Raw genomic sequence first — 23082 nt, forward strand, 5'->3', positions numbered from 1 at the left:
CCGACTCATTCCATATTGGTCAAGGACTTCCGGTGAACATCTCACTCGTCGGTCCGAACCAACAATTCGCCACGTCGACCTCACCTTAAGGAAAGTCATGATCACAGACGAACAAGTCAGCCGGGTTGTTGATGAATTGATTTCGGCAGCAACCACTCGTAGGCCGGTACAGCGCCTCACGGCGCGGTTTCCCGAGATGACGGTTGAAGATTCCTACCGAGTACAAAATCTATGGCGGGAGCGTTGCGAAGCGCAAGGCCGCACCCTCATCGGACGAAAGATCGGGTTGACGTCGAGGGCCATGCAAATGTCTTCCGGCATCACCGAACCGGATTACGGAGTTATCTTTTCCGACATGGTTTTTGAATCCGGATCAATCCTCCAGACCCGTTCCTACGCGTTCCCACGCGTGGAGATGGAACTGGCTTTTGTCCTCAAAGACGACATCGCCGGGCCCAACGCGAGCATTTTTGATGTCTTGCGCGCCACCGAATACGTTGTGCCGGCGCTGGAAATCCTTGATTCACGCATTGAACTCGCAAACCGCACCATCGTGGATACGATCAGTGACAACGCGGCGATGGGCGTCATCGTTATCGGTGGTACGCCGATGGCTCCCACCGAAGTGGACCTTCGGTGGATTTCGGGAATCCTTTATAAGAACCAACAGATCGAAGAGACGGGCGTCGCCGCCGGCGTTCTGGGGCATCCCGCCAATGGGGTCCATTGGTTGGCGAACAGGATCGCCAAGCACGGAGACGAACTCAAGGCAGGCCAGATCATTCTCGCGGGCTCCTTCACCCGCCCCATGCCCGTTTCCAAGGGCGACACCGTATTTGCCGACTATGGACAGATGGGAACGGTGACATGCCAGTTCGCCTAGAACCGACATTATCTTTCAAAGACCTTTTCGCCGATGCAACCCGTACCGTGGTTGGCATGTTTGTATGTTCCGGTGATGCTGCCATAGCCGAGATCTGCGCAGGTTCGGGCCTGGATTACCTACTCATTGACGCGGAGCATGGTGCCATGGGGTTGGAATCGGTTCAGGCGCAGTTGCGTGCCATTGCCGCCTACCCGACCCTGCCCGTGGTCCGCGTCCCAGACAATGATGCTGTCCTGGTCAAGCAGTATCTGGATGCTGGAGCGCAATCAATTATTGTGCCGATGGTCAACGATGCTGCCGAAGCCCAGGCGGCGGTCTCATCCATGCACTACCCGCCACGCGGGATCCGCGGCGTGGGATCGTCCCTGAGCCGATCCGCCCGCTGGAACCGCATCGACGACTACTTGAACCGTGCCGGTGATTTGGTCACGTTGGTGGTGCAGATTGAAACGGCCACCGCCGTTGAAAACGCCTCGGAAATCGCCTCAACCGAAGGGGTTGATGGCATCTTCATCGGCCCGGCCGACCTAGCCGCTTCAATGGGTCTGCTCGGCCAGCAAAACCACCCCCTGGTCGTGGCCGCTGTTCTCACCTCCATCACCGCTGCCAGGGCTGCGGGAAAATTTGTTGGCGTTAACGCCTTCGTTGAAGCAGATGCGCGAACCTACATTCAGGCTGGTGCGGACTTTGTGAACGTGGCTGCCGACGTATCGTTGCTGGCTCGCAGCACCGAAGCCCTCACTGCAAAGTACATCGGAAACGCCAATAGTGCGTCGGCGCCGGCCAGCTACTGAATGTCCCTGAAGATGACCCGGCGTTCAGTCCTGCACCGGCGCCGGGTCATCGTCTTCGTCCTTATCCGTTGCTATATATGTTGCGCTGGGCTGCCGTGGCTACGCCCTGATCGTCATTCGAAGTGTGCCGAAACAGGCAACCGTTTCAATGATCGATCGTCATCGGCGGGCACCGAGGGGAAGCCGACACCAAAAAGGCAGGTGGCCGAACCTGTAAGAGTTCAGCCACCTGCCTTGAGATTCGCAATTGTTAGCGTGCGGCAGCCAGCTGCACCGCAACGTCCACGATCATGTCTTCCTGGCCGCCGACGTAGCCGGCCTTGCCGATTTCCTCGAGGATGCGGTAGGCCGGGACGCCGTAGCGTTCGGCCGCGCGTTCGGCGTGGATCAGGAAGGAGGAGTAGACCCCGGCATAGCCCTGCATGATGGACGCGCGGTCCATTCCGGCATGCGGGCGATGAACGGCTTGACGACGTCCTCGGTCGCGGCCATGACCATGGTGCGGCAACCGGGTATGCTGCGCCGTCAGGGTTGCCCTGATCTGCTTATCCAGGGCACTTGACTTGCTGACCAGAGAATTGCGCAAGCTGGATTCGGAGGGTGACCGTTCGCTTCGACGAGGCCTGATAAGTAGTCAACGCAAAATGCGGGGAACGTAGCTAAACCGTCAACGTCGAGGACTCGAACGCGTCGAATTTCAAAATGTTTCAGCGCGCAGCCGAAGCGCTTGCCTCAGGGCTCAACGCTGAGACGAAGGACGAAAGGAACGACGTCGGGAAATCTGCTCGATGATGTTGATTCGGCTCGGCCTCACGATCTTCGGAGATTCTTCTATCGAACGGTGTCCCTTGTCATTTCTATGCGGATTTGTTGCCTAAGAACTCATCGGCGGCGGCGGCGAGCGAAGTGGCCGCGAGATTCAACAAGGTTTGTGTGGGTGTTTTTGAGCCGGCTTTGGCCGCAAGGTAAACGCCGTCGATCAGTGCAACGCCAAACTCGGCAAGATAATCGCCAAGCCTGCGAGCGGCATCTTCGCCGAGGTCTTCGTAGGCGCGGAATATCCACGACGCCATGAATGCCACGCCCTGTTGTCTGACCGACTCGGCGATTTCAAAGAAGCCCTTGCCCTGATGCAGGTCCCGATTGAGTCGAAACCGTATCTGTAGCTGAAGAAACTCCGAGTGCAGGGGATCTTCAACCAACGAGGTCCCGGTGCGCAGGAAAATCTGGTGCAGGCGTTGGCTCGGTGTTCCTTCTAGCCAATCCGGCTCGGGGAAAGACTCGAAGAAGTGCAAGGCCCCACGCTCCATGACGGCTGCCAGGACGCCTTCCTTGCTGCCAAAATGCCAATAGATCGAGCTCGAAGGTAGGCCAACTTCCTTGCAGAGCAGTGACATTGAAGTCCCGTCATAGCCGCGTTCGGCCATGAGTCGAGACGCGACGTCGAGGATATTTTGGCGCGAAACTTCGCCTAATTCTTTACGTTTTGAATGCATCGGAAGTTTTTCAGTGGCCATCCGACTAGGTTATCCCGTTTTCATAGTTGCCAATGGATAGCCATTCTTCGCCGGCGCGCGACCTCGTCGCAGCTCCCACCCTTGTGCGCGGTGTCACTTTCATATACTATCTGTAACGACCCATACAGAATGGAGATGCTCGTGAATGACACACTCGAAATAACCCCACGCCTTGTGGAGGTTGGCGACACTACGCTCGCTCTGACCGAGTCCGGCGACGGGTTTCCCCTGGTTTGGCTGCACGGCAGCGGACCTGGTGCAAGCGGAATGTCCAACTTTCGCGGCAACCTTCCCGCGTTCCAGGATTATCGGAATCTTGTCTTCGATCACCCGCGTTTCGGGGCCTCCAGCCGGCCGTCGATTGAAGGACCGTTGATTGCTCATAGCGGGCAGCGCATTCTCGCTGCGCTGGATGCGCTGGGGATCGAAGAATTCAGTTTGGTTGGCAACAGCTTCGGCGGAGGAGCGGCGGCCTGGATCGCTGCCACCGTGCCAGAACGAGTGCGCGATCTGGTGCTCATGGCACCGGGTGGTTTGACGCCCAAGACCGTGCACGGGCATGTCGACATGCCCTACGGCATCCAACTCATCGGCAAGGCCATGACCGAGGGAGTTGACCGTGAACTGATGCAGGAGTTCGTTTCCGCGATGGTCTACGACCAAGGGAACGTCACCGAGGCATTGGTGGACGAACGGCTGACCGCAGCGTTGAAGAACAACCCGGAAATCGAGGGCATCCCCAACATGGGTGACCTTTCCGAGATGCTGCCAAGGATCACGGCCCGGACCCTGATTATCTGGGGACGCGAAGACAAATTCCTTCTTCCTTCGTGGTCACTTTTGTGGCTCGAAGCGATCAAGGACGCCGAACTGCATATCTTCCCGCGCTGCGGCCACTGGGCCCAGTATGAACAGCTCGAATCGTTCAATCGACTCACCCGCGAATTCCTCGCGGTCTAGTCGCCCGCACCACCGCCCCCAATAACACCAACCCATCACGGAGAACCACAATGCTCACGACTGCATACCGCCCCGAAATCGCGCAAGTTGGTGCGATCACGCTCGGCACCCCCAACCTGGAAAAGTCCCTTGTCTTTTTCCGCGACCTGCTCGGCATGGAGGTCACCTACCAAACCGAAGACGTTGCCTACCTGCGTGCCTACATGGAGTTGGTTCACCACTCGTTGATCCTGCGCCGTTCCAGCGAGGCAATCGTGGACACCTACAGCTTCAGGGTCAAGCGCCCCGAAGATGTTGAACTCTTCAACCAGGTGCTGCAGGACAAGGAAGTGGAGACGCTTGAACTCCCCGCCGGGCATGAGGTTGGGCGTGGAACGGCGATCCGATTCATTTGGCCACACGCCGGACATCCGATCGAGCTCTACTACGACATCGACAAGCCGCAGGCTCCGGAGGAACTTCGGTCCAAGCTTCCGTCGAACAGCTCAAAGCGCCGTGGACTGGGAGTGCGAAGGATCGACCACTTCAACGTCCAGGCCAAGCCCGGTGACATGAATGCCGCCGAGGCATGGATCCGCGAAACACTGGGATTCAAGCGCCGGGAATTCATCAACATCCCCGAAATGAAGACCATCGTTGCGTCCTGGATGTCAGTGACCCCGCAGGTCCACGACCTCGCCTTGGTTGCCAATCCGTTCGAGAAAGCCGCACAGCTGCACCACGTGGCATTCAACCTTGAGAACCACTCGGACCTCCTGGTCGCTGCTGACGTGTTAAAGGACCACGATGTCCAGTTCGATATCGGTCCGGGAAAACACGGCATCGGCCAGGCACTCTACCTCTACGTTCGCGACCCCGGATCGGGCCACCGCGTGGAACTCTACGCTGGCGGCTACTGGATCCTTGATCCGGATTTCGAAGCCATCGAATGGACGCCGGCAACCGTCAAGGACGGCCTGACTTGGTTCGGAGATCCCCTGGAGATGGGTACCGATAACTCAATGGCGCACACCACCAACTCGGCAGGGCTGCGCACCGCCAACCAATTGATCGGTTAGGAGAGCATCATGACCAGCCAGCCATTCGATGCCGACGTTGCCGTGGTGGGATATGGACCCAGTGGCGTCACCGCCGCGAACTTCCTCGGCCAGTACGGAGTCTCCACGCTTGTGGTTGAACGGGCCAAAGACATTTACTCTCGCGCCCGTGCCGTCACGATGGACGAGTACACCCTGCGGATGTTGCAGCAGGCAGGCCTTGACCGGGCGTTGCTTGAGGATATGGACGAACAAACCATTCTGCGCTGGAAGACCTATGCGGGCAAGGAATTCCTGCGTATCACCCCGTCCGATTCCGGCTTTGGACAGCCGCCGAGTCCGCAGATTTTTCAACCTGCCGTCGAAAAGACGCTACGCCGGGGAGTCGAACGCTACACCGACACCGTAACCGTGAACTTCGGCGTGGAGGTGATCCACGTTGAGCAGGATTTGGAGGGAGTGAATCTGACGGTTCGGGACCGCGAAAGCGGTGCCGAGCGGATTTACCGGACTCGGTATTTGCTGGCCTGTGACGGCGGATCGAGCAGCGTGCGCGAATCCCTGGGCATGGATCTGGAGGGGAAGACCAAACCGACAACGTGGGTGATCATCGATGCGAAGGTCAAGAAGTGGTGGCCCGAACGTGATCTCCTGACCTTCTGGTCGGATCCGGTTCGCCCCGTGGTTGATATCCCGCTCTCGCTGAATCACCATCGTTGGGAACTGCCCCTGCGAGGATTCGAGAAAAGGGAGGACTTCGAAAGTCGCGAGTCGCTGTGGAATCTGCTGCAACCATTCGGCGTGAGCGAAGAAAACGTGGAGATTCTTCAGCATGCGTTCTACACCCATCACGTACTGATGGCCGAGCGCTGGCGCAACCGCAGGGTCTTCCTTGTCGGGGATGCTGCGCACATGATGCCCCCGTGGGCGGGTCAAGGCATGCAGTCGGGAATCCGCGATGCGCATAACATCGCCTGGAAGTTGCGTGAAGTCCTCGCCGGGCGAATGTCCCAGAGCTTGCTGGATGATTATCAGGCGGAGCGGGAGCCGCACGTACGGGAAATGACAAAACTGGCTGAGACTCTTGGATTCTTCATCGAGGAAGGGAATCCCGTGAAGATTGCACTACGCAATAACTTGCTGCCTTTGTTGCAACGGCTTCCCAAGATCGGTCCGATCATTCGGGAGTTCCGTTTCAAACCCCAGCCCATGGTCAAGTCCGGACTGTTGGCCCAAGCGCCATCCCGAGACAGCGCCATCGGCCGGATGATTCCCCAACCCACTGTCTCCCGGGTTGGTGGTGAACGACTGCGCTTTGACGACGCGTTGGGCGACGGATTCGCCGTCGTGGGCATCGATGCGGACCCCCGCGCCCACATGAGCGCGGCCGAACAGGCACAGTGGAACGAGCTTGGTGCCGTCTTCTGCACCGTGCGGACACCGATGTCTGCCCCGGCAGCGGATTCAGACCTGATGGACTATGTGGACAGTATTGGTGTTTGGGCTCGGAAATACCGGGCTCAGGTGGTGATTCTGCGGCCGGATCGTTTCGTTTACGCGACTGACAGGTCGGGACTAACGATTCCTAGACATGTTGGAAACGGCGCATCGGTCGTGCGCGAGGCTCCAACGACGGTATGAGGGTTTGAGGGTTTGACGAGTGTTCGGCAGTGATCCCGGTACCGGGATCACTGCCGAACACTTTTCAATTTGTTCGAAGCGATGGAAGCTGGATCGTTGCGAACCACTGGGGAGGAAGATGAGCCGTCCCCTCACGATATTTCTGGCCCCCCGCGACCGAGGCAGATAGCCCAAGGCGGGGGCTTGGTTGTCTGTTCCGGCAGGAGGTTCGCCGCACCACCGAATCCTCATGGCTCGGAGGGCTACCGCCGGGACACAATGTGCATAACCATTCGGCCAACGATCGCCGTCAAACAGAGAACCCCGCTCCGATGTAGACCATATTGGTCGTTATCGGAGCGGGGTTCGTTTGTCTTGGTTGGTAACGCTTAGCGGGCGTTGGCCAGCTGCACGGCAACGTCCACGATCATGTCTTCCTGGCCGCCGACGTAGCCGGCCTTGCCGATTTCCTCGAGGATGCGGTAGGCAGGAACGCCGTAGCGTTCTGCCGCGCGCTCCGCGTGGATCAGGAAGGAGGAGTAAACCCCTGCATACCCCTGCATGATGGAGGCGCGGTCCATGACCGGCATGCGGGTGATGAACGGCTTGACGACGTCTTCGGCCGCGGCCATGACGCCCTGGATGTCGACGCCGGTCTTGATGTCCAGGCGGTCGAACGCTGCGGCGAGGACCTCGGTGGGGGAGTTGCCCGCACCGGCGCCCAGCGCCATCAGGGTGCCGTCGATCTGCTTGGCACCCGCGCGCACGGCGAAGACCGAGTTGGCCACGCCGAAGCTCATGTTCTGGTGGCCGGGGAAGCCCACCTGCGCGTCGTCGCCGAGCGCGGCGACCAAGGCCGAGACGCGGTCCGAGACATCGTCAAGGATCAGTGCGCCGGCCGAGTCAACCACGTAAACGCACTGGCAGCCGGCGTCGGCCATGATGCGTGCCTGCTTGGCCAGTTCCGCCGGGGAAACCCGGTGGGAGAGCATCAAGAAGCCAACGGTTTCCATGCCAAGCTTGCGGGCGTGCTGGAAGTGCTGGATGGAAACGTCTGCCTCGGTGCAGTGCGTGGCGATGCGGGCCACGGATGCTCCGGCGTCGTACGCCTGGTTCAAATCGTGGATGGTACCCAATCCCGGGAGCATCAGCACGGCGATCTTTGCGGCCTTGGCCTCGTCGACCGCTGCCTTGATCAGGTCCAGTTCCGGGGTCTTGGAGAAGCCGTAGTTGAAGGAGGAGCCGCCCAGGCCATCTCCGTGGGTGACCTCGATGACCTCAACGCGCGCATCATCCAGCGCGCGGACCACGGAGCGGACATGTTCCTCGGTGAACTTGTGGCTCATGGCGTGCGAGCCGTCGCGCAGCGTGGTGTCGGTGAGGCGGATGTCGAAGGTGGTGTTCATGGGTGCAGTCATGGTGTGCTTCCCCGTTCTTACTAGTTGGCCAGCGCGGCGGTGCGCGCGGCGTCGATTTTGTCGGAGAGCAGATCCGCGGTGCGGGTGGCTGCCGCGGTGATGATGTCCAGGTTGCCGGCGTACTCGGGCAGGTAGTCGGCGGCGCCGGCGACCTGTACCCAGATGCCGACGCGGCCAAAGCCGCCCCAGTCTTCGCGGGCTTCCTCGAACTGTGGTTCCAGGCGCAGTGCGTAGCCCGGGACGTAGTCGCGGATGGAGGCGGCGGCTGCATCGATGGCGGTGCGGATCTTGTCTTGGGTGGCGCCGGCTGCTGCGGCCTCGGCGGGGATCATGCAGTAGATGGTGTTGCGCATCATCATCGGCGGTTCGACGGGGTTGATGATGATGATGGCCTTGCCGCGCTTGGCACCTCCCACGACTTCAAGGGCCTTGGCGGTGGTCTCGGTGAACTCGTCCACGTTGGCGCGGGTGCCCGGGCCGGCGGACTTCGAGGCAATGGAGGCGACGATCTCGGCATATTCGACCGGGACCACGGAGGAGACCGCGGCAACGATCGGGGTGGTGGCCTGGCCGGCGCAGGTAATCATGTTCACGTTCATGGTGTCGGTCAGCGAATCAAGGTTCACCACAGGGGCCAGGTACGGACCCACGGCGGCGGGGGTCAGGTCGATGGCGTGGATGCCGGCGGCCTTGTACTTCGGGGCGTTGGCCTCGTGGGCCTTGGCGGAGGTGCACTCGAACACGAAGTCAGGGAGTTCGTCCTGGGCCAGCAGCCAGTCCACGCCTTCGGCGGAGGTGGTCAGGCCGAGGCGGGCCGCGCGGGCCAGGCCGTCGGAGGCCGGGTCGACGCCGATCATGTACTTGACCTCGACGTTGGTGGAGCGGCGCATGATCTTGAACATCAGGTCGGTGCCGATGTTGCCGGAACCGACAATTGCGGCTGTTTTCTTTGCCATGGCTGGTTACTTCCTTAGTGACAGGTAACGAAGAAAAATGGGGGGATTAGATGAAGTTGATGCTCAGCGAGCCCAGGGACCCGAAGTCGGCGGTGGCCGACTGGCCGGCGATCACCGGCAGGGCACCGGTGAAGGAGCCGGGCAGGATGAGCTGGCCGGCCGGCAGGGACACACCCTGTTCGCCGAGCACGTTGGCCAGCCACGCCAGGGGTGCGACGGGATCGCCCATGACATCGGTGCCGATACCGGTGGAACGCTTTTCGCCATCGATGAGCAACGAGCATTCAACCGAGCCGAGGTCCTGAACCTTCACGTCCAGCGGCGTCGTTCCCACTGCGATGGCGCCGCAGGAGGCATTGTCGGCCACGGTGTCCACCAGGCGGATGTCCCAGTTGGCGATGCGCGAGTCGATGATCTCGATGGCTGCATAGACCTCGCCGATCGCTGCGGCAGCCTGTTCGCGGGTCACTCCGGGGCCGGTCAGGGTTTCCTTCAAGACGAATCCGAATTCGGGTTCGACCTTGGGGGAGATGAAGGAGTCGGCGGCGATCTGCGCGTCCTCGTGGTGCACCATGTCGGTGAAGAAGAAGCCGAAGTCGGGGGAGTCCACGCCGAGCTGCTTTTGCATGGCCAGCGAGGTCAGTCCGACCTTGCGTCCGGCCAGCACGCGGCCGGCGGCAACGTGGGCGCGCAGCTGGACGTCCTGGATGCGGTAGGCGTCGTTGACGTCCATGGCTTCGACGCGGTCGCGCAGCGGGGCGATCGGCTCGAGGGTCTCGGTGGCCGTCAGCAATTCTGCGGCCAGTGAATCCAGGAGTTGCGTGCGTTCGGTGCTCACGATGGTTTCGCTCATTTCTTCAATACCGCGGTGGTGACGCCAAAGCCGGCAATGTATTCCTTGATCGGCTTGTAGAACTCGTAGTTGACCTCGTATTCGCCGCAGGCGCGCAGCGCCGAGTAGGCGGCGACCCAGGTGCGGACCTCGTGCGAGGAGTGCCCGGCGACCGCGTCCATCTCATCGGCCGTGTAGGCGTCGAAGCCCTCGACGTTCCCTGACCTGCAGACATCCAGGAAGGCGCGGTCCCATTCGGGGTTCAGATCCATGATGTCGGCCTCGCCTTTGGCGAACTTGATGGCCGTGTTGATGGTGTTGGCCTGGCGGGCTGCCCGGGCCTCCGGGGTGGGGTTGCGGCCGTTGGTCAGCATGGCGCGCTGGGCTTCGGTTGCGGTGGCGATCTGCGGGACCGGCGGGTCGTGGGACAGGCCGCCGGAACCGATGAACAGGACCTTCTTGTCGGAGTCCTTGAAGTATTCGCCCACGGCCGCCCCGAACTTGCGCACGCGCGAGACCTTGGTGAAGGGGCGGGCCACGGAGTTGACGAAGATCGGGATCACCGGGACGGTGTCCAGGCCGCCGAAGATGATTTCCATGGGTTGCACGGCCCCGTGGTCGACCTCCATCTTGCGGGAGATCGCGGTGTCGATGTCCTGGTCGATGATGTACGCAGCCAGCTTTTCGGCCTCATTGGTCGGGACGTTGATCGGTCCGGCCCAGGAGTCGTAGTCGCCGGTGCCCAGTGCCTCGTAACCCACGCAGAATGGTGGCATCAGGTCGTAAAAGAACCCGTTGTAGTGGTCGGGGCCGAAGTTGACGACCAGGTCAGGATTGAATTCCTTGGCGAAGGCGCGGACGTGGTCGAAGGCCGCGTCGACAGCTGCCTTGACGTCCTCGGGCGGGTTGGTGTGCCCCAGCAGGGGAGAGTGCGACATGGCGATCAGTGCTTGTTGCATTCCTGGCGCTCCATTCGATTGGCGGCTAGAAGATCTTGCTTGCTTTCATTCCATCCCACGCGCCGTACGAAGGCACGCGACTGTTCCATTGAGCGGCACGATTCATTCATTGGTATTCGGGAATGTCCCGTGGTTGCCGCGAAAACAGCGATCGGACCCATGGACACAAAACGTGCACTAGTGCATAATTCAGGGATGGATGAGAAAAATGGGGGAGTGCGGGTGGCCCGGCGGAACCGTCACTGGACGCAGATCCACGAGGCTGCGGTGTTACTGGTGCTGGAAAAGGGCCTGGCGGCGACCACGGTCGATGCCATCGCGGCGGCGGCCGGAGTTTCGCGGCGCAGCTTCTTCAACTACTTCCCCACCAAGGAGGACGCGGTGCTGGGCACCCGCGAGCCCTGGCTTCCGGAGGGGGACTGGGAGGATTTCGTCTCCTCGAGGCAGGCGGTGCTGCCACGCACCGCCAAGCTCCTGGCGGCGGTGTTGAACACCAGCACGCAGGCCGGGGAGGGGTTCCGGAGGCGGCGCGAAATGGTGCGCGCCTTTCCCGAGCTACGCCGGCGCACCCACGTCCACGTGCAGGCGGCCGAGCAACTGGTGGCCACCGCGCTGATCGAGCGGCTCAAGCCGCACCAGGCGGCGCTGCTGGCCCACGAATTGCCGAGTGATCCCGGCGCGCAGCACGCCCTGGTGCTGCTGGCCGGGACCATCACCCGCTACGCCTTCACCGAGGACCCGGAGGAATTCGCGCGCGACTGGCAATCCGCGGTGGTTCGGGCCAGCGCGGTGTTCGGCTCGCTGCTGCATCCGGTTTCCCTCTGACCCATTCGGCAAAGACTACTTGCCCAGTCGGCGTTCCTTGAGCACGTATGTGAAGGTGCTGTGCACAAGCACCTTGGCATCCGCATCCTCGACCTGCACCTCGGCCACGACCACCGAGGACCCGCCGCGCAGGATGCGGGCTGTGGCAACCGCCGGGCCGGACTTGGAGTTGGACATGAAGTTCACGTTCGACTGCACGGCCAGCGGGAACTGCCCGGCATCCGCGTAGGCGTTCATGGCCAGGAAGGTCCCGGTGATGTCCGCTGCGCCAAAGAGTGCGGCGGCGGCATACATGCCATTGGCCTGTGCCAGACCGTCGCACAACGGCATCGAAAAACTCATCGAGTCCTCCGTGACAGCGTGCGGGGACAGGCGCAGCGTGAAGGTGATGTCCTCGAATCCCAGCGAATCGCGGAACTTGTCCCAGCGCGCGGTGAACTCGGACAGGGTTGCCGGTAGTGCCATGGTGCTTGTGCCTCCAGATAAAGGGGGGTGCGGGGTTGTTGGTTCCCACCTTAACCATCGATGGCACCCGATCGGGATAACCGGGTGCCATCTGGCAGCACAACCGCCGGGTGGCGGGGTGCCGCGGGTGGTGGACTACTTGCGCTTGAGGGTTTCCTTGGAGAGGAATACGCACACGGCGCCGACGGCAATCAGGAAGATGAAGTACCAGGCGATGTTGTTGGTTCCGCCGCCGTTGCCCAGCTTCACCAGCCACTGGCTCATCAGCGGGGCCATGCCTGCGCCGAGCACCGAGCCGATCTGGAAGGTCAGCGAGACGCCGGTGTACCGGGACTCGGTGTCGAACTTCTCGGCCAGGAAGCCGCCGATCGGTCCGTACATCGAGGCCTGGATGATCGGGTTGCCGACCATGAAGCCCAGGGCCACCATCCAGAAGACCCCGGAGTTGAAGAGCGCGAACATCGGGAAGACCAGGGCCACGGAAATCAGTGCGCCGGCGAGCATGACCGGGCGGCGGCCGAAGCGGTCCGAGAGCCAGGCGAAGAACGGGATCGCGAAGATGTGCACGAACGAGGATGCCGTGAGCATCATCAGGGCGGTCTGCCGGTCCACCGCGCCGCTTGCCACCACGTAGGGGACCATGAAGATCGCCAGCATGGCCTGCATGAAGAGCGGACCGGCCACTGCCAGGATGCCGAAGATGGTTTCCTTCGGGTAGTCGCGCAGCACGCGGGCCAACGGCATCCCGGTGTGGGTTGCCCCTTCGGCCTTGGCCTTGAGGAAGTCGGGGGACTCGGTCACGCGGTAACGCATGTACAGGCCGATGATCACCAGCACCGCGGAGAGCAGGAACGGGATGCGCCAGCCCCAGGCCAGGAATGCTTCCTCGGGCAGGCCGGCAAAGAGGCCCAGGATCAAGGTGGCCAGCACGGCGCCGGTCGGTCCGCCGGTCACCGCGATGGAAGCTGCGAAGCCGCGGTTCTTTTCCTTCACGTGCTCGGCGGCCATCAACGTGGCGCCGGCCCATTCGCCGCCAACGGCCAGGCCCTGGATCACGCGCAGCAACACCAGCAGCAGCGGGGCCGCGACACCAATGGTGTGGTAGGTCGGCATCAAGCCGATGCAGACCGAGACCAGGCCCATCATCATCAGGGTGATGAACAGGATGTTCTTGCGGCCGAACTTGTCACCAAAGTGGCCAAAGAGTACGCCGCCCACGGGGCGGGCAATGTAGCCAGCCAACAGGATCACGAACGACAGCGCGGTTCCCAGCCCCGGGTCCATGGTCTCCGGGAAGAACAGGTGGGGAAAGACCAGTCCGGCGGCCGAGCCGTAGAGCAGGAAGTCGTAGTACTCGACCGTCGAGCCCAGGAAGCTGGATACCAGTGCCCGGCGTGTTGCCTTGGGTGTTACCTCGGGTTGTTGCTGTGTTGTGTCCAGCCCGGTGCGGGAATGCGTTGCCATGGTGACTCCGTGGTGAGTTTGCGAGTTGTGTCACATGGAAGCATGGACGCGCTCTTGCCCAAAAAACTAAGCAGCGTGCCGCAGAGTGGAACGGCAATCGCGCCTTGCTCCGCGCCCGAACCGGACGTGGTTGCCGTTTGTTGGGGCTGGGCCGAACCTCAGCATGTCCTCGCGGGGTCCGGGGCGCATCCACCGAGGGCCGGCACCGAGGACATGGCCCGTGAGGGGGCACAAATGCGCAGGCTGACCGTGTTGACAGCATGGCGCGTACCAAGGTTCGGCACGGTCATTGGCTCTTTGCCCCGAACTCAGGTGTGATTGAGGCCAAGACCACACACCACCCTCATCCGTCGGGCGGCGAACGCCCAGGAGGAAACGATCCACATGAGCACCACGGACAACTGCCCCTCTGAGGCCAATGCCGCCATCGGCAAGATGCGCGGTCCCGAGCACGCCCCGAAGAACATCGACGTCTCGGCCCTGGTCGACGCCGAGGGCGGTCTCATTGACCGGTCCATCTACACGGACACGGGGATCTACGACCAGGAAATGCGCCGCATCTTTGCCCGCAGCTGGCTCTTCCTGGCGCACACCAGCCAGTTTAAGAAGCCCGGCGACTTCTTCACCACCTTCATGGGCCAGGACCCGGTCATTGTCACCATGGACAAGACCAAGACCATCCGCGCCTACCTGAATTCCTGCCGCCACCGCGGGGTGCGGCTGTGCCGCGCCGACGCCGGGGCCACCAAGATGTTCACCTGCACGTACCACGGCTGGTCCTTCGACCTGGCCGGCGCCCTGCAGACGGTGCCGAACGAAAAGGCCTACCCCCAGGACTTCGACAAGAAGCAGTGGGGCCTGATCGAGGTGCCGCGCCTCTCCGAATACAAGGGCCTGCTCTTCGCCAACTGGGACAAGGATGCCGAGGACCTCGAGGACACCCTGGGGGACATGCGCTACTACATGGACGCCATGCTTGATCGCGACCCCGAGGGCACCGAGGTCATGGGCGGGGTGATGAAGTGGGAGCTCGAGGGGAACTGGAAGCTCGCCGCAGAACAGTTCGCCACCGACTGGTACCACGTGAACATGTCCCACGCCTCCGCGCTGATGGTCATGTCCCCGACCGGCAAGGGCCCCAAGGCCGAGATCGTTGCGACCCCCGGACGCCAGTTCGTCTCGCCCAACGGCCACGGCGCCGGATTCCCCACCCACCCCAAGTCCCGCTTCGACGCCCAGGCCGTGCACGAGCACTACGACTACGACGCGCTGCGGACACGCCTGGGGGATGCCGCGGTGGAAGGCCCGATGACCACCGGCCACGCCACGGTCTTCCCGTCCTTCTCCTACCTGCCGATCAACGGCTCGATCCGCATCTGGCACCCCAAGGGCCCGAACAAGATCGAGGTTTGGGCCTGGATCCTGGTGGACAAGTCCATGCCCGACGACGTCAAGGACGCCCAGCGCCTCTACAACCTGCGCACCTTCGGCCCCTCGGGCATCTTCGAGGCTGACGACGGAGAGAACTGGTCGGAGATCCAGGCGATCTCCGGAGGCTTCGTCACCAACTCGGTGCCGCTGAACTTCCAGATGGGCATCGGCTCCGAGCGCGAGGACGGGGTGTATCCGGGGCAGACCTCCGAGCTGTACTCGGACGCCGCGGGCCGCAGCTTCTACAAGCACTGGGCCGAGCTGATGAACACCCCCGCCTGGCACGAGCACCCCGCGCCGGTTCCCGCCGGCGAGCAGGCCTGATACCCGGCATCCACTGCCACCAACACGCACAGACTTTTCACGCCAGGAGGACGCCATGAGCGAAGCAATCAACATCGGAAGCATCGACGACATCGACGAGGGCGAGGCGAAGGTCATCACCGCCGAGGCAAACGGCACGGACGTGGACATCGCGATTTTCCACGCCGAGGATGGCAATTTCTACGCCCTGGATGACATCTGCACGCACGAGACCGCGTCGCTGGCCGACGGCTGGATCGAGGGCACCGAGGTCGAATGCCCGGTGCACTCGGCCAAGTTCTGCCTGAAGTCAGGTTCTGTCCTGTGCATGCCCGCAACCCTCGCCGCCCGCACCCACAAGGTCGAGGTTTCAGGCAACGACGTGCTGCTCTACCCGTCGGTGAGCGTCGTCGGCGCGTAGCCGACGGTACGCACCGCAATTCCTTCCCCCCGCACACCCGAAGACATAGGAAAAATCGATGAGCGTCGAATCTGTTTTGATCATCGGCGGTGGCCTCTCCGGCTTCACCGCCGCCAAGGAGCTGCGCGCCCGTGGCTTCGCCGGGACGCTGTCCATCATCGACCCCGAGGGACTGCCCTATGACCGGCCGCCGCTGAGCAAGGACTACCTCGCCGGATCCAAGGACGCCGCGGGCATCGCCCTGGCCCCGGCGGACTGGTACGAGGAAAACAACGTCACCGTCATCACCGGCACCGCCACCGCGCTGGACCCCGAGGCGGGCACCGCGACGCTGGATGACGGCAGGGTGCTGGCCGCGGACCGCTTCGTGCTGGCCACCGGAGGACGCGCCCGCCGCCTGTCCATCCCCGGCGGCGATCTTCCCGGCGTGCTGGAACTTCGCACCAAGAAGGATGCCGACACGCTGCGCTCTCTGCTGGCCCCGGGGGTCCACCTGGCCATCGTCGGGGCAGGGTTGATCGGCGCGGAAACCGCCTCCTCGGCCCGCGGCTTCGGGGCCGAGGTCACGCTCATCGATCCCGTGGAAATCCCGCTGGTCCCGGCCATTGGCGAGGTGCTGGCTACCCGCCTGCACGCCATGCATTCCGAGCACCAGGTGCGCACGCTCACCGGCATCCCGGAGGAAATCACCCAGGGCGCCGAGGGCTATCGGCTGCGTCTGTCCACCGGTGAAACCATCGCCGCCGACGTGGTGCTGGTGGGCATCGGCATCACCGCCGCCACCGAGCTGGCCGAGGCCGCCGGCCTTGACACCGACAACGGGGTGCTGGTGGACGAACGCGGCCAAACCTCGCATCCTCGAGTCTTCGCGGTGGGCGACTCGGCCCGCACCCGCTTGGCCGACGGCACGCTGCTGCGCCGTGCGGAGCACTGGGAACATGCCATGAACGCAGGTTCCTCGGCGGCCGCAGCGATCCTGGACCAGGACCTGCCGGTACACGGCGCCTCCTGGTTCTGGTCGGATCGGCACGGGGTGCACGTCGAGGGCGTGGGCGCCATGCACGGGGAAGGGGAACACGTCGTGCGGATGCTCGACGGGGTGCCGATCGCGGCCTTCCGCCTCAACGACGAGGGACTGATGCTCGGGGCCGCCGCGATCGACGGAGGGCTGACCGTGCGCGCCGCACGGCGCATCATCGACCGCAACATCAAGGTCGATGTGCTCGCGCTGGCAGACCCCGCCACCGAACTGAAGAAATTGGCCCGCTAGCGGCTCCCGGCAACGATCCGAAGACAAAGGACCCCCCATGACCAAGGAAACCGGCACCGAGTTCCAGGTGCGTCTGGCCGACGCCGAACTGACCCACGCCGTGGCGCAATTCTATTTCAACGAGGCCGAACTGCTCGATGACGGGCGCTTTGCCGACTGGCTGGAGATCTTCGACGAGGACCTCTTCTACTTCGCCCCGCTGCGCACCAACCGGCTGCGGCGCCAGGCCGCCCTGTCGATCGGTGCGCCCGGCGAGGCCGCATACTTCGACGAGACCAAGGAGTCGCTGGCCTGGCGCATCCGCCGCTACGACTCGGGCATGGCCTGGGCCGAGGACCCGCCCTCGCGCACCCGCCACCTGATCTCCAACGTGATGGTGCGGCACACCGGGGACAACGAGCTCACGGTCCGCTGCGCCTTCCTGGTCTACCGCAACCGACTGCAGACAGAAACCGATATCTATGCCGGCGGGCGCACCGATGTGATCCGCGTGCAGCCCGACGGCGGCTTCAAGGTCGCCAAGCGCGAAATCCTTTTCGACGCGAACGTGCTGCAGGCCAAGAACCTGTCGACCTTCTTCTAGACCCGCAGGCCGGGGCACCGTCCCTCCAGTCCCCACACATCAATGGAATAACACGAGAGTGAGCAGATCATGAGCACCACGGCACCAGGCTGGCTCGAGGGCAACGTCGCCCTGATCACCGGAGGAGGCTCCGGCATTGGCCGAGCGGTGGCAGACCGCTACCTCGCCGAGGGAGCCAGCGTGGCGATCTTCGGCCGCGATGCTGCGAAGCTGCAGGCCGTCGTCGACGCGTCGGCGGATCCCTCGCGGATGCTGTCCATCGCCGGGGACGTGCGTGACGCCGACTCGCTGGCCTCAGCCGTTACCCAGGTCGTCTCCCGCTTCGGCAAGCTCGACACCGTGGTACCCAACGCGGGGATCTGGGACTTCAACCGCTCGCTGACCCGGCTGTCGGCCAAGGAACTGGGAGACAGCTTTGACGAGCTCTTCGAGATCAATGTCAAGGGCTACCTGCTCACCGTCCAGGCCGCCTGGAAGGAACTGGTTGCAAGCAGCGGATCGGTTGTCATGACCCTGTCCAATGCCTCCTTCCACCCGGCTGGCGGTGGCCCCGTCTACACCGCGGCAAAGTTCGCCGCCCGTGGCCTGGTCACCCAGCTCGCCTACGAACTCGCCCCCAAGGTGCGTGTTAATGGCGTGGCTGTCGGCGGGATGGACACCGATTTGAGCGGCCCGAGCTCCACTGGCCTGGAAAACCGCACCATTGGCGAATCGTTTGCGCGTTCGGAGATCACCGGGAACAACCCGCTGATCCCGCTGCACCACGCTTCGGTTGACCCGGTGGACTTCACCGGGTCCTACGTCCTGCTGGCCTCCAAGGCCAACGCCGGAAATATCACCGGCGCCATCATTCCCGCTGACGGCGGCATTGCCGTGCGCGGGTTCGGCGCCAAGGCAGCTGGAGGAGATGACCTGTGAGCTTCATCGACCGGAACCCCGTGGTTGGCCTCGAACGCCAAACCATCTACTTCCCCACCCAGCTCCTATTCACCTACGAGGATCGAACGTGGGACTACGCCGAATTCTTCGCCGAGGTCCGCGAGCAGGCCACCGCGTTGCACGCCGCAGGTGTGCAGCCCGGTGAGCGCGTGGCCTACCTTGGGCTGAACTCGGTCTCCTTCATGCGCACCATGTTCGCCTGCTGGTGGCTCGGGGTCGTGTTTGTCCCGTTGAACTTCCGCCTGGCTCCGCGCGAAATCGCCGGGCTGCTGGAACAGTGCACCCCGCGGACGCTCTTTGTTGAACCCGGGCACCGGGACGTCATTGATACCATGCTGGGCTACGCGGACGTTGCGATCGGGGACATGGCCCTGCTGCTCATCGACGATGACCACGCGGTTCCCGTCTCCGGCTCCATCACCGCACCGTGGGTTCCGGCCTCCGCATGGGTTCGCGAACGTCTTGTAGGCGCAGCGGAACCCGCCATCCAGGGTGCCGACGAGGATGATCTGGCGATCCTCATGTTCACCTCCGGCACCACCGGGCAACCCAAGGGCGTGGAGCTGTCCTACGGCAACATCTGGTGGAACTCGGTCAACGTTGACTCACTGGTGGATACCCGCCGCGGGGATACCAACCTGGCCGTGGCACCGCTCTTCCACATCGGTGGGCTGAACGCGCTGACCATTCGGGTCATGGTGCGCGGTGGCCACGTGGTGGTGCGGCGCACCTTCGACCCTCGGCAGGTATTGCGGGACATCCAGGAGTACAAGGTCAACCAGGCGTTCCTGGTGCCTGCCATGCTCTCGGCAATGGCCCAGAGTGAAGAATTTGAGACTTCCCGGCTTGAATCCCTGCGGGCACTGATCTGCGCCGGCGCCCCGGTGCCCACGATCCTGCTGCGCCAGTACCAGGGAAAGGGTGTTGAGGTGCAGCAGGCCTGGGGACTGACTGAGACCGCTCCCTTCGCCACCTACCTGCCGGCGGAACTGACCCACCAGCGACCGGGCTCCTGCGGGGTGCCCATGCCGTTCACCCAGATCAAGGTCGTTGACCCGCTTTCCGGCGTCGAGGTGGCTCAGGCCGGGCAAACCGGTGAGCTATTGGTCAAGGGCCCGAACGTGACCAAGCGTTACTGGAACAATCCCGCGGCCACCGAGTCGGCGTTCTCCGATGGCTGGTTCCACTCCGGGGACATTGGCTACCGAGACGCCGAGGGTTTCTTGTATGTGGTCGACAGGCTCAAGGACATGATCATCACCGGCGGGGAAAACGTGTACCCGGCCGAGGTCGAGCGTGCGCTGATGGAGTACCCCGGAGTGCTGGACGTCGCGGTGGTGGGCGTGGCCGATGAGCAGTGGGGCGAATCCGTGGTCGCGGTCATGAGCTGCGCGGACGGCACCGTCCCGAGCATCGAGGAGGTGCGCGAATTCTCCGCCTCCCTGCTGGCCCGCTACAAGCTTCCCAAACGGCTCATCATCACCGGAGCGGTCCCGCGCAACGGCTCAGGCAAGCTCGACAAGCCGGCGGTGCGCCTGCTGGCCAACAACACGTTGGAGGCCAAGTAGTGTCCGGGCACGAGAACGATGACATCGGCTTGCTCAGGTGGCCCGACGCGCTGGGTCCCGAATGGACCTGCGAGGCAGTGGCGGCCGCGCCGGGCCACGAGTCCACGCTTGAGATCCGCCGGGAGGGAAACCCGGTGGCCACGGTGGACGTGATGCGGATCGTGGATTCCGAATTCGCCGCCACCTACCCCTCGGGCCTGCGCGACAGGCTGCTGCTTCCCGATGCGGGAGCCCCGGCCGAGGCGATCCAGCTGGCCTCGGAATTCGTGATGGAAACCGAAGCTGCCTGCCGCCGCCTGGTCCTGGCCTGCGCGGAGGATGACCTGGAAGCCATTGGCATCGCCGAGGCGGCCGGGTACAGGTTTGTGGTGGAGGTCGACCTGCACCGCGGGTCGTTCGCGCTGCTGACCGCCGAACCGGCCTGGGTGCTCGAGGAGTCGCGGAACATCGACGAGGTTCCGACCATCTAGCGTGCGTCCCCACGACCGGCGGGTGCCGCCGGCGCGTACGAACGCGTCGACGACACCCGCCGGTTTTTTGTCTGTCGGGATCCCTACGCGGTTTGCGCGTGGCGGAGCTGCTGGCGCTGGCGTGCGCTGACCGCTGCGACGGCGCGCGAGGCCGCATAGCAGACCTTGCGCAGGACCTCGGATTGCGAGTCGGGAATGAACTTGCCGGTGGGGCCGGAAATCGACAATGCCGCCACGGGCTTGCCTCCCGGGCCCATCACGGGGGCGGCGATGCAATTGAGGCCCATCAGGATTTCCTCCCGATCGAAGCCAACATGTTCCTTGCGGATAGTGGCCAGTTCTATCCGGAGCACCTCCGGATCGGTGATGGTGTGCGGGGTCCAGGCTGACATCTCACTGCGCAGCGCCTCGTCGGCGCTCGCGGGGTCGAAGGCCAGCAGGACCTTGCCCACCGCGGTGCAGTAGGCAGGTGCCATCCCGCCGATCCGTGAGGGGCTGCGGACCTGCAGATGCCCGTAGAGCTTGTTGAGATAGATGACGTCGGTGCCCTGCAACACGGCCAGGTGCACGGTTTGCTTGGTCAGTTCATACAAGTCGGCGAGATAGGGCGTTAGTACATCGCGCATCCGCCCGTGCGCGGCCGATTCCTGGGTATCGCCGAGGCTCAGGATCATCTTGCCCAAGCGGTAGGCGTTGCCCGCCCGCTCCACCGCCCCGTTGCGCTGCAACATCCCCAGCAGGCGGAAGGCGGTTGACTTGGAAAGATCGGCCCGGCGCGCCAATTCGCTGACACCGACACCGCCCACTGAATCCTGGCCGAAGGCGTTAAGCAGCGACATGGCCTTGTCCACTGCAGTGCGGTCATCGCGTTGCTGAACTGGGCTCAGGGACATCTCGGGAAACCTCCAACGTTGCCGCCCGAGAGATACTGGGGAGTTTTCGGGCGTGTTACAAGTGTCGTGGGGAAAGTGACGCATGTCAAACATGACAAATTGTCATCTATAAGTGACGATAGATGCATGGCGATGAACAACGTGGTCTCACGGAACATCCAGCGCATCCGGACCGAACGGGAGCTGTCCCTTGGCGAGTTGGCCCGCCGCGCGGGTGTGTCAAAGCAGACCCTGTCCAAGATCGAACAAGGCCTTGGCAATCCCACCATCGGCACGCTCGAGGAAGTGGCGCGTGCGTTGAGCGTCCGGATCGGCGGTCTGCTGACCGAGTGGGGTTCTCCCGTCCTCATGCGGCGCAAGGCCGAAGGGGAGTGGAGCGCCAGGCCGCAGGGTCCGACCCGGGACCTGGACCAGATCTATGGATCGGGCTATGTGCGCACCCAGTTGCTGGCCGTCGGGACCTCTTTGGAGGACGCCAACGGAACCACGTTGAGCACCGGATCGCTCCACCAGGTCTATGTGATCGAGGGCCGGGTCGATATCCGCTATGGCACCGAGCTGGTGCAGTTGTCCGTTGGGGACTTCCTGCGTTTCCCGGCCGATGTTGAGCACGCCTTCGGCACACCCGATGGCAAGGCCCTGCTGCACATCACCACCACCGCGCCGCACGTGGCACAGTTCGCATCCGAAGGCTGACCCGGCGCCGTCATCGGACCCCGTGCGTCAGGCCCCGGTCCGCTCCTCGGCCCGCGCATACTGGCCGGGTGTTTCCAGCACAGCCAGCGTGCAGCGTGAAATGCACACAAGCTTGTCGGCCTCGTTGCTGATCCGGATTTCCCAGACCTGGGTCTTGCGGCCCACGTGGAGGGGGCTCGCCGTTCCCTGGACCCATTGCCCGGCAATGCCGGCCCGCAGGTGGTTGGCATTGATTTCCTGGCCGACCACGTGGAAGCGTGCCGCATCCCCGGTCAGCGATCCGGCCCAGGAGGCCAGCGTCTCGGCCAGGGCCACCGAAGCCCCGCCATGCAGCACTCCGGCCGGTTGGATCGTGTGCTCGTCCACCGGCATGCGCCCGGTGAGCGTGTCCGCAGTGAACGAAGTGATTTCGATGCCCAAGGCCGCATTCAACGTGGTCTTGGTCTTGGTCTTGGCCTTGGCCTTGTCGTTGAGTTCCTGGATGCCGATGTCCCGCGCCCAAAGCTGCATGTTTCGTGGCTCCCGTAGTGGCTCTCTCAGTGGTGCGGCAGGATTCGGCCGGCCGCAGGATCTTCACCAGCCTAGGGGGATGGAGCCTGGTCGGGGCAGGGTCCATGCCGTTGGCCGGAACGCGGAAGCCCCGCCGGTCTGAACTGGTCCCCGAAAGTTGGACTCGGTAAGTAAAAGTCTACGCAGCCAGTGCCTGGGCCCGGTATTTCATCGGGCTCAGGCACTCGAGCGTTAACGAGATGCGGTCATGGTTGTACCAGTGGAT

Annotated in this window: 25 protein-coding genes; 14 read left to right on the forward strand and 11 right to left on the reverse strand. The window is 63.2% G+C overall.

What is annotated here, in order from left to right:
• The first annotated feature begins 97 nt into the window (after positions 1-97).
• Both hpaH and ACLQ7E_RS05035 read left to right on the forward strand, forming a co-directional pair.
• Entirely contained in the window at positions 98-883 is a 786-nt protein-coding gene (gene hpaH, locus ACLQ7E_RS05030; protein ID WP_411731472.1) for a 2-oxo-hept-4-ene-1,7-dioate hydratase, read from the forward strand.
• The gene (locus ACLQ7E_RS05035; RefSeq protein ID WP_411731473.1) at positions 868-1680 is read left to right on the forward strand and encodes an HpcH/HpaI aldolase family protein; all 813 of its coding nucleotides are present in this window, start codon (positions 868-870) and stop codon (positions 1678-1680) included. Before hpaH ends, ACLQ7E_RS05035 begins: the two co-directional genes overlap by 16 nt.
• 250 nt (positions 1681-1930) lie before the next feature.
• Here the strand turns inward: ACLQ7E_RS05035 and ACLQ7E_RS05040 are convergent, their stop codons facing one another.
• Both ACLQ7E_RS05040 and ACLQ7E_RS05045 read right to left on the reverse strand, forming a co-directional pair.
• A complete protein-coding gene (locus ACLQ7E_RS05040) occupies positions 1931-2122 on the reverse strand; it encodes a hypothetical protein (protein ID WP_411731475.1) in 192 nt (63 codons plus the stop codon).
• Between the two features lie 415 nt (positions 2123-2537).
• Positions 2538-3197: a TetR/AcrR family transcriptional regulator gene (locus tag ACLQ7E_RS05045; RefSeq protein ID WP_411731476.1), complete on the reverse strand. Its 660-nt coding sequence runs from the start codon at positions 3195-3197 to the stop codon at positions 2538-2540.
• Between the two features lie 141 nt (positions 3198-3338).
• Here ACLQ7E_RS05045 and ACLQ7E_RS05050 point away from each other — a divergent pair, with 141 nt between their 5' ends.
• Genes ACLQ7E_RS05050 through ACLQ7E_RS05060 form a run of 3 tightly spaced genes read left to right on the forward strand, consistent with a single transcriptional unit; the run spans position 3339 to position 6835 of the window.
• Positions 3339-4157 (forward strand): alpha/beta fold hydrolase, encoded by an 819-nt coding sequence (locus tag ACLQ7E_RS05050; protein ID WP_411731477.1) that lies wholly within the window; start codon positions 3339-3341, stop codon positions 4155-4157.
• 50 nt (positions 4158-4207) lie between these two features.
• Positions 4208-5215, forward strand: coding sequence for a VOC family protein (locus ACLQ7E_RS05055; RefSeq protein WP_411731479.1), 1008 nt, complete (start codon positions 4208-4210; stop codon positions 5213-5215).
• A 9-nt stretch (positions 5216-5224) separates the two neighbouring features.
• Positions 5225-6835: a bifunctional 3-(3-hydroxy-phenyl)propionate/3-hydroxycinnamic acid hydroxylase gene (locus ACLQ7E_RS05060; protein WP_411731480.1), complete on the forward strand. Its 1611-nt coding sequence runs from the start codon at positions 5225-5227 to the stop codon at positions 6833-6835.
• Between the two features lie 368 nt (positions 6836-7203).
• On the opposite strand, the gene dmpG is transcribed toward ACLQ7E_RS05060, so the two are convergent.
• Genes dmpG through ACLQ7E_RS05080 form a run of 4 tightly spaced genes read right to left on the reverse strand, consistent with a single transcriptional unit; the run spans position 7204 to position 10979 of the window.
• Positions 7204-8232 carry a 4-hydroxy-2-oxovalerate aldolase gene (gene dmpG / locus ACLQ7E_RS05065; protein ID WP_411731481.1) on the reverse strand — a complete coding sequence of 343 codons (1029 nt, stop codon included), beginning with the start codon at positions 8230-8232 and terminating at the stop codon, positions 7204-7206.
• Positions 8233-8252: 20 nt separating this feature from the next.
• Positions 8253-9188 carry an acetaldehyde dehydrogenase (acetylating) gene (locus ACLQ7E_RS05070; RefSeq protein ID WP_411731482.1) on the reverse strand — a complete coding sequence of 312 codons (936 nt, stop codon included), beginning with the start codon at positions 9186-9188 and terminating at the stop codon, positions 8253-8255.
• Between the two features lie 46 nt (positions 9189-9234).
• The gene (locus ACLQ7E_RS05075) at positions 9235-10041 is read right to left on the reverse strand and encodes a 2-keto-4-pentenoate hydratase (RefSeq protein ID WP_411731483.1); all 807 of its coding nucleotides are present in this window, start codon (positions 10039-10041) and stop codon (positions 9235-9237) included.
• Complete coding sequence (locus ACLQ7E_RS05080) at positions 10038-10979, reverse strand: 3-carboxyethylcatechol 2,3-dioxygenase (protein ID WP_411731484.1); 942 nt, start codon at positions 10977-10979, stop codon at positions 10038-10040. Before ACLQ7E_RS05080 ends, ACLQ7E_RS05075 begins: the two co-directional genes overlap by 4 nt.
• A gap of 195 nt (positions 10980-11174) precedes the next feature.
• Here ACLQ7E_RS05080 and ACLQ7E_RS05085 point away from each other — a divergent pair, with 195 nt between their 5' ends.
• Positions 11175-11804: a TetR/AcrR family transcriptional regulator gene (locus ACLQ7E_RS05085; RefSeq protein WP_411731485.1), complete on the forward strand. Its 630-nt coding sequence runs from the start codon at positions 11175-11177 to the stop codon at positions 11802-11804.
• Between the two features lie 15 nt (positions 11805-11819).
• Here the strand turns inward: ACLQ7E_RS05085 and ACLQ7E_RS05090 are convergent, their stop codons facing one another.
• Both ACLQ7E_RS05090 and ACLQ7E_RS05095 read right to left on the reverse strand, forming a co-directional pair.
• A complete protein-coding gene (locus tag ACLQ7E_RS05090; protein ID WP_411731486.1) occupies positions 11820-12269 on the reverse strand; it encodes a PaaI family thioesterase in 450 nt (149 codons plus the stop codon).
• 135 nt (positions 12270-12404) lie between these two features.
• A complete protein-coding gene (locus ACLQ7E_RS05095; protein WP_411731487.1) occupies positions 12405-13733 on the reverse strand; it encodes an MFS transporter in 1329 nt (442 codons plus the stop codon).
• A 384-nt stretch (positions 13734-14117) separates the two neighbouring features.
• Between ACLQ7E_RS05095 and ACLQ7E_RS05100 the strand changes: the two genes are divergently transcribed.
• The 7 genes from ACLQ7E_RS05100 to ACLQ7E_RS05130 all read left to right on the forward strand — a co-directional run bounded on the left by ACLQ7E_RS05100 (position 14118) and on the right by ACLQ7E_RS05130 (position 20718).
• On the forward strand, positions 14118-15488 hold the full coding sequence (locus ACLQ7E_RS05100) for an aromatic ring-hydroxylating oxygenase subunit alpha (protein WP_411731488.1): 1371 nt from the start codon (positions 14118-14120) through the stop codon (positions 15486-15488).
• A 55-nt stretch (positions 15489-15543) separates the two neighbouring features.
• Positions 15544-15888, forward strand: a complete 345-nt coding sequence (locus tag ACLQ7E_RS05105; RefSeq protein ID WP_411731489.1) for a non-heme iron oxygenase ferredoxin subunit — start codon at positions 15544-15546, stop codon at positions 15886-15888.
• 58 nt (positions 15889-15946) lie between these two features.
• Positions 15947-17158, forward strand: a complete 1212-nt coding sequence (locus tag ACLQ7E_RS05110) for an NAD(P)/FAD-dependent oxidoreductase (protein WP_411731490.1) — start codon at positions 15947-15949, stop codon at positions 17156-17158.
• A 37-nt stretch (positions 17159-17195) separates the two neighbouring features.
• Positions 17196-17741, forward strand: a complete 546-nt coding sequence (locus tag ACLQ7E_RS05115) for an aromatic-ring-hydroxylating dioxygenase subunit beta (protein WP_411731491.1) — start codon at positions 17196-17198, stop codon at positions 17739-17741.
• 69 nt (positions 17742-17810) lie between these two features.
• Positions 17811-18659: an SDR family NAD(P)-dependent oxidoreductase gene (locus ACLQ7E_RS05120; RefSeq protein WP_411731492.1), complete on the forward strand. Its 849-nt coding sequence runs from the start codon at positions 17811-17813 to the stop codon at positions 18657-18659.
• Positions 18656-20248 carry an acyl-CoA synthetase gene (locus tag ACLQ7E_RS05125; RefSeq protein WP_411731493.1) on the forward strand — a complete coding sequence of 531 codons (1593 nt, stop codon included), beginning with the start codon at positions 18656-18658 and terminating at the stop codon, positions 20246-20248. Before ACLQ7E_RS05120 ends, ACLQ7E_RS05125 begins: the two co-directional genes overlap by 4 nt.
• Positions 20248-20718 carry a hypothetical protein gene (locus tag ACLQ7E_RS05130; protein WP_411731494.1) on the forward strand — a complete coding sequence of 157 codons (471 nt, stop codon included), beginning with the start codon at positions 20248-20250 and terminating at the stop codon, positions 20716-20718. Before ACLQ7E_RS05125 ends, ACLQ7E_RS05130 begins: the two co-directional genes overlap by 1 nt.
• Before the next feature lie 83 nt (positions 20719-20801).
• On the opposite strand, the gene ACLQ7E_RS05135 is transcribed toward ACLQ7E_RS05130, so the two are convergent.
• The gene (locus tag ACLQ7E_RS05135) at positions 20802-21611 is read right to left on the reverse strand and encodes an IclR family transcriptional regulator (protein ID WP_411731495.1); all 810 of its coding nucleotides are present in this window, start codon (positions 21609-21611) and stop codon (positions 20802-20804) included.
• A 126-nt stretch (positions 21612-21737) separates the two neighbouring features.
• On the opposite strand from ACLQ7E_RS05135, the gene ACLQ7E_RS05140 reads away from it, so the two are divergent.
• Positions 21738-22307: a helix-turn-helix domain-containing protein gene (locus ACLQ7E_RS05140; protein WP_411731497.1), complete on the forward strand. Its 570-nt coding sequence runs from the start codon at positions 21738-21740 to the stop codon at positions 22305-22307.
• A gap of 27 nt (positions 22308-22334) precedes the next feature.
• Here the strand turns inward: ACLQ7E_RS05140 and ACLQ7E_RS05145 are convergent, their stop codons facing one another.
• Both ACLQ7E_RS05145 and ACLQ7E_RS05150 read right to left on the reverse strand, forming a co-directional pair.
• Positions 22335-22817, reverse strand: coding sequence for a hotdog fold thioesterase (locus ACLQ7E_RS05145; protein WP_411731498.1), 483 nt, complete (start codon positions 22815-22817; stop codon positions 22335-22337).
• A gap of 178 nt (positions 22818-22995) precedes the next feature.
• Positions 22996-23082: an IS3 family transposase gene (locus ACLQ7E_RS05150; RefSeq protein WP_411731500.1), complete on the reverse strand. Its 87-nt coding sequence runs from the start codon at positions 23080-23082 to the stop codon at positions 22996-22998.

Origin of the sequence: Paeniglutamicibacter sp. (assembly GCF_046714615.1) — a bacterium.
Lineage (GTDB): Bacteria > Actinomycetota > Actinomycetes > Actinomycetales > Micrococcaceae > Paeniglutamicibacter.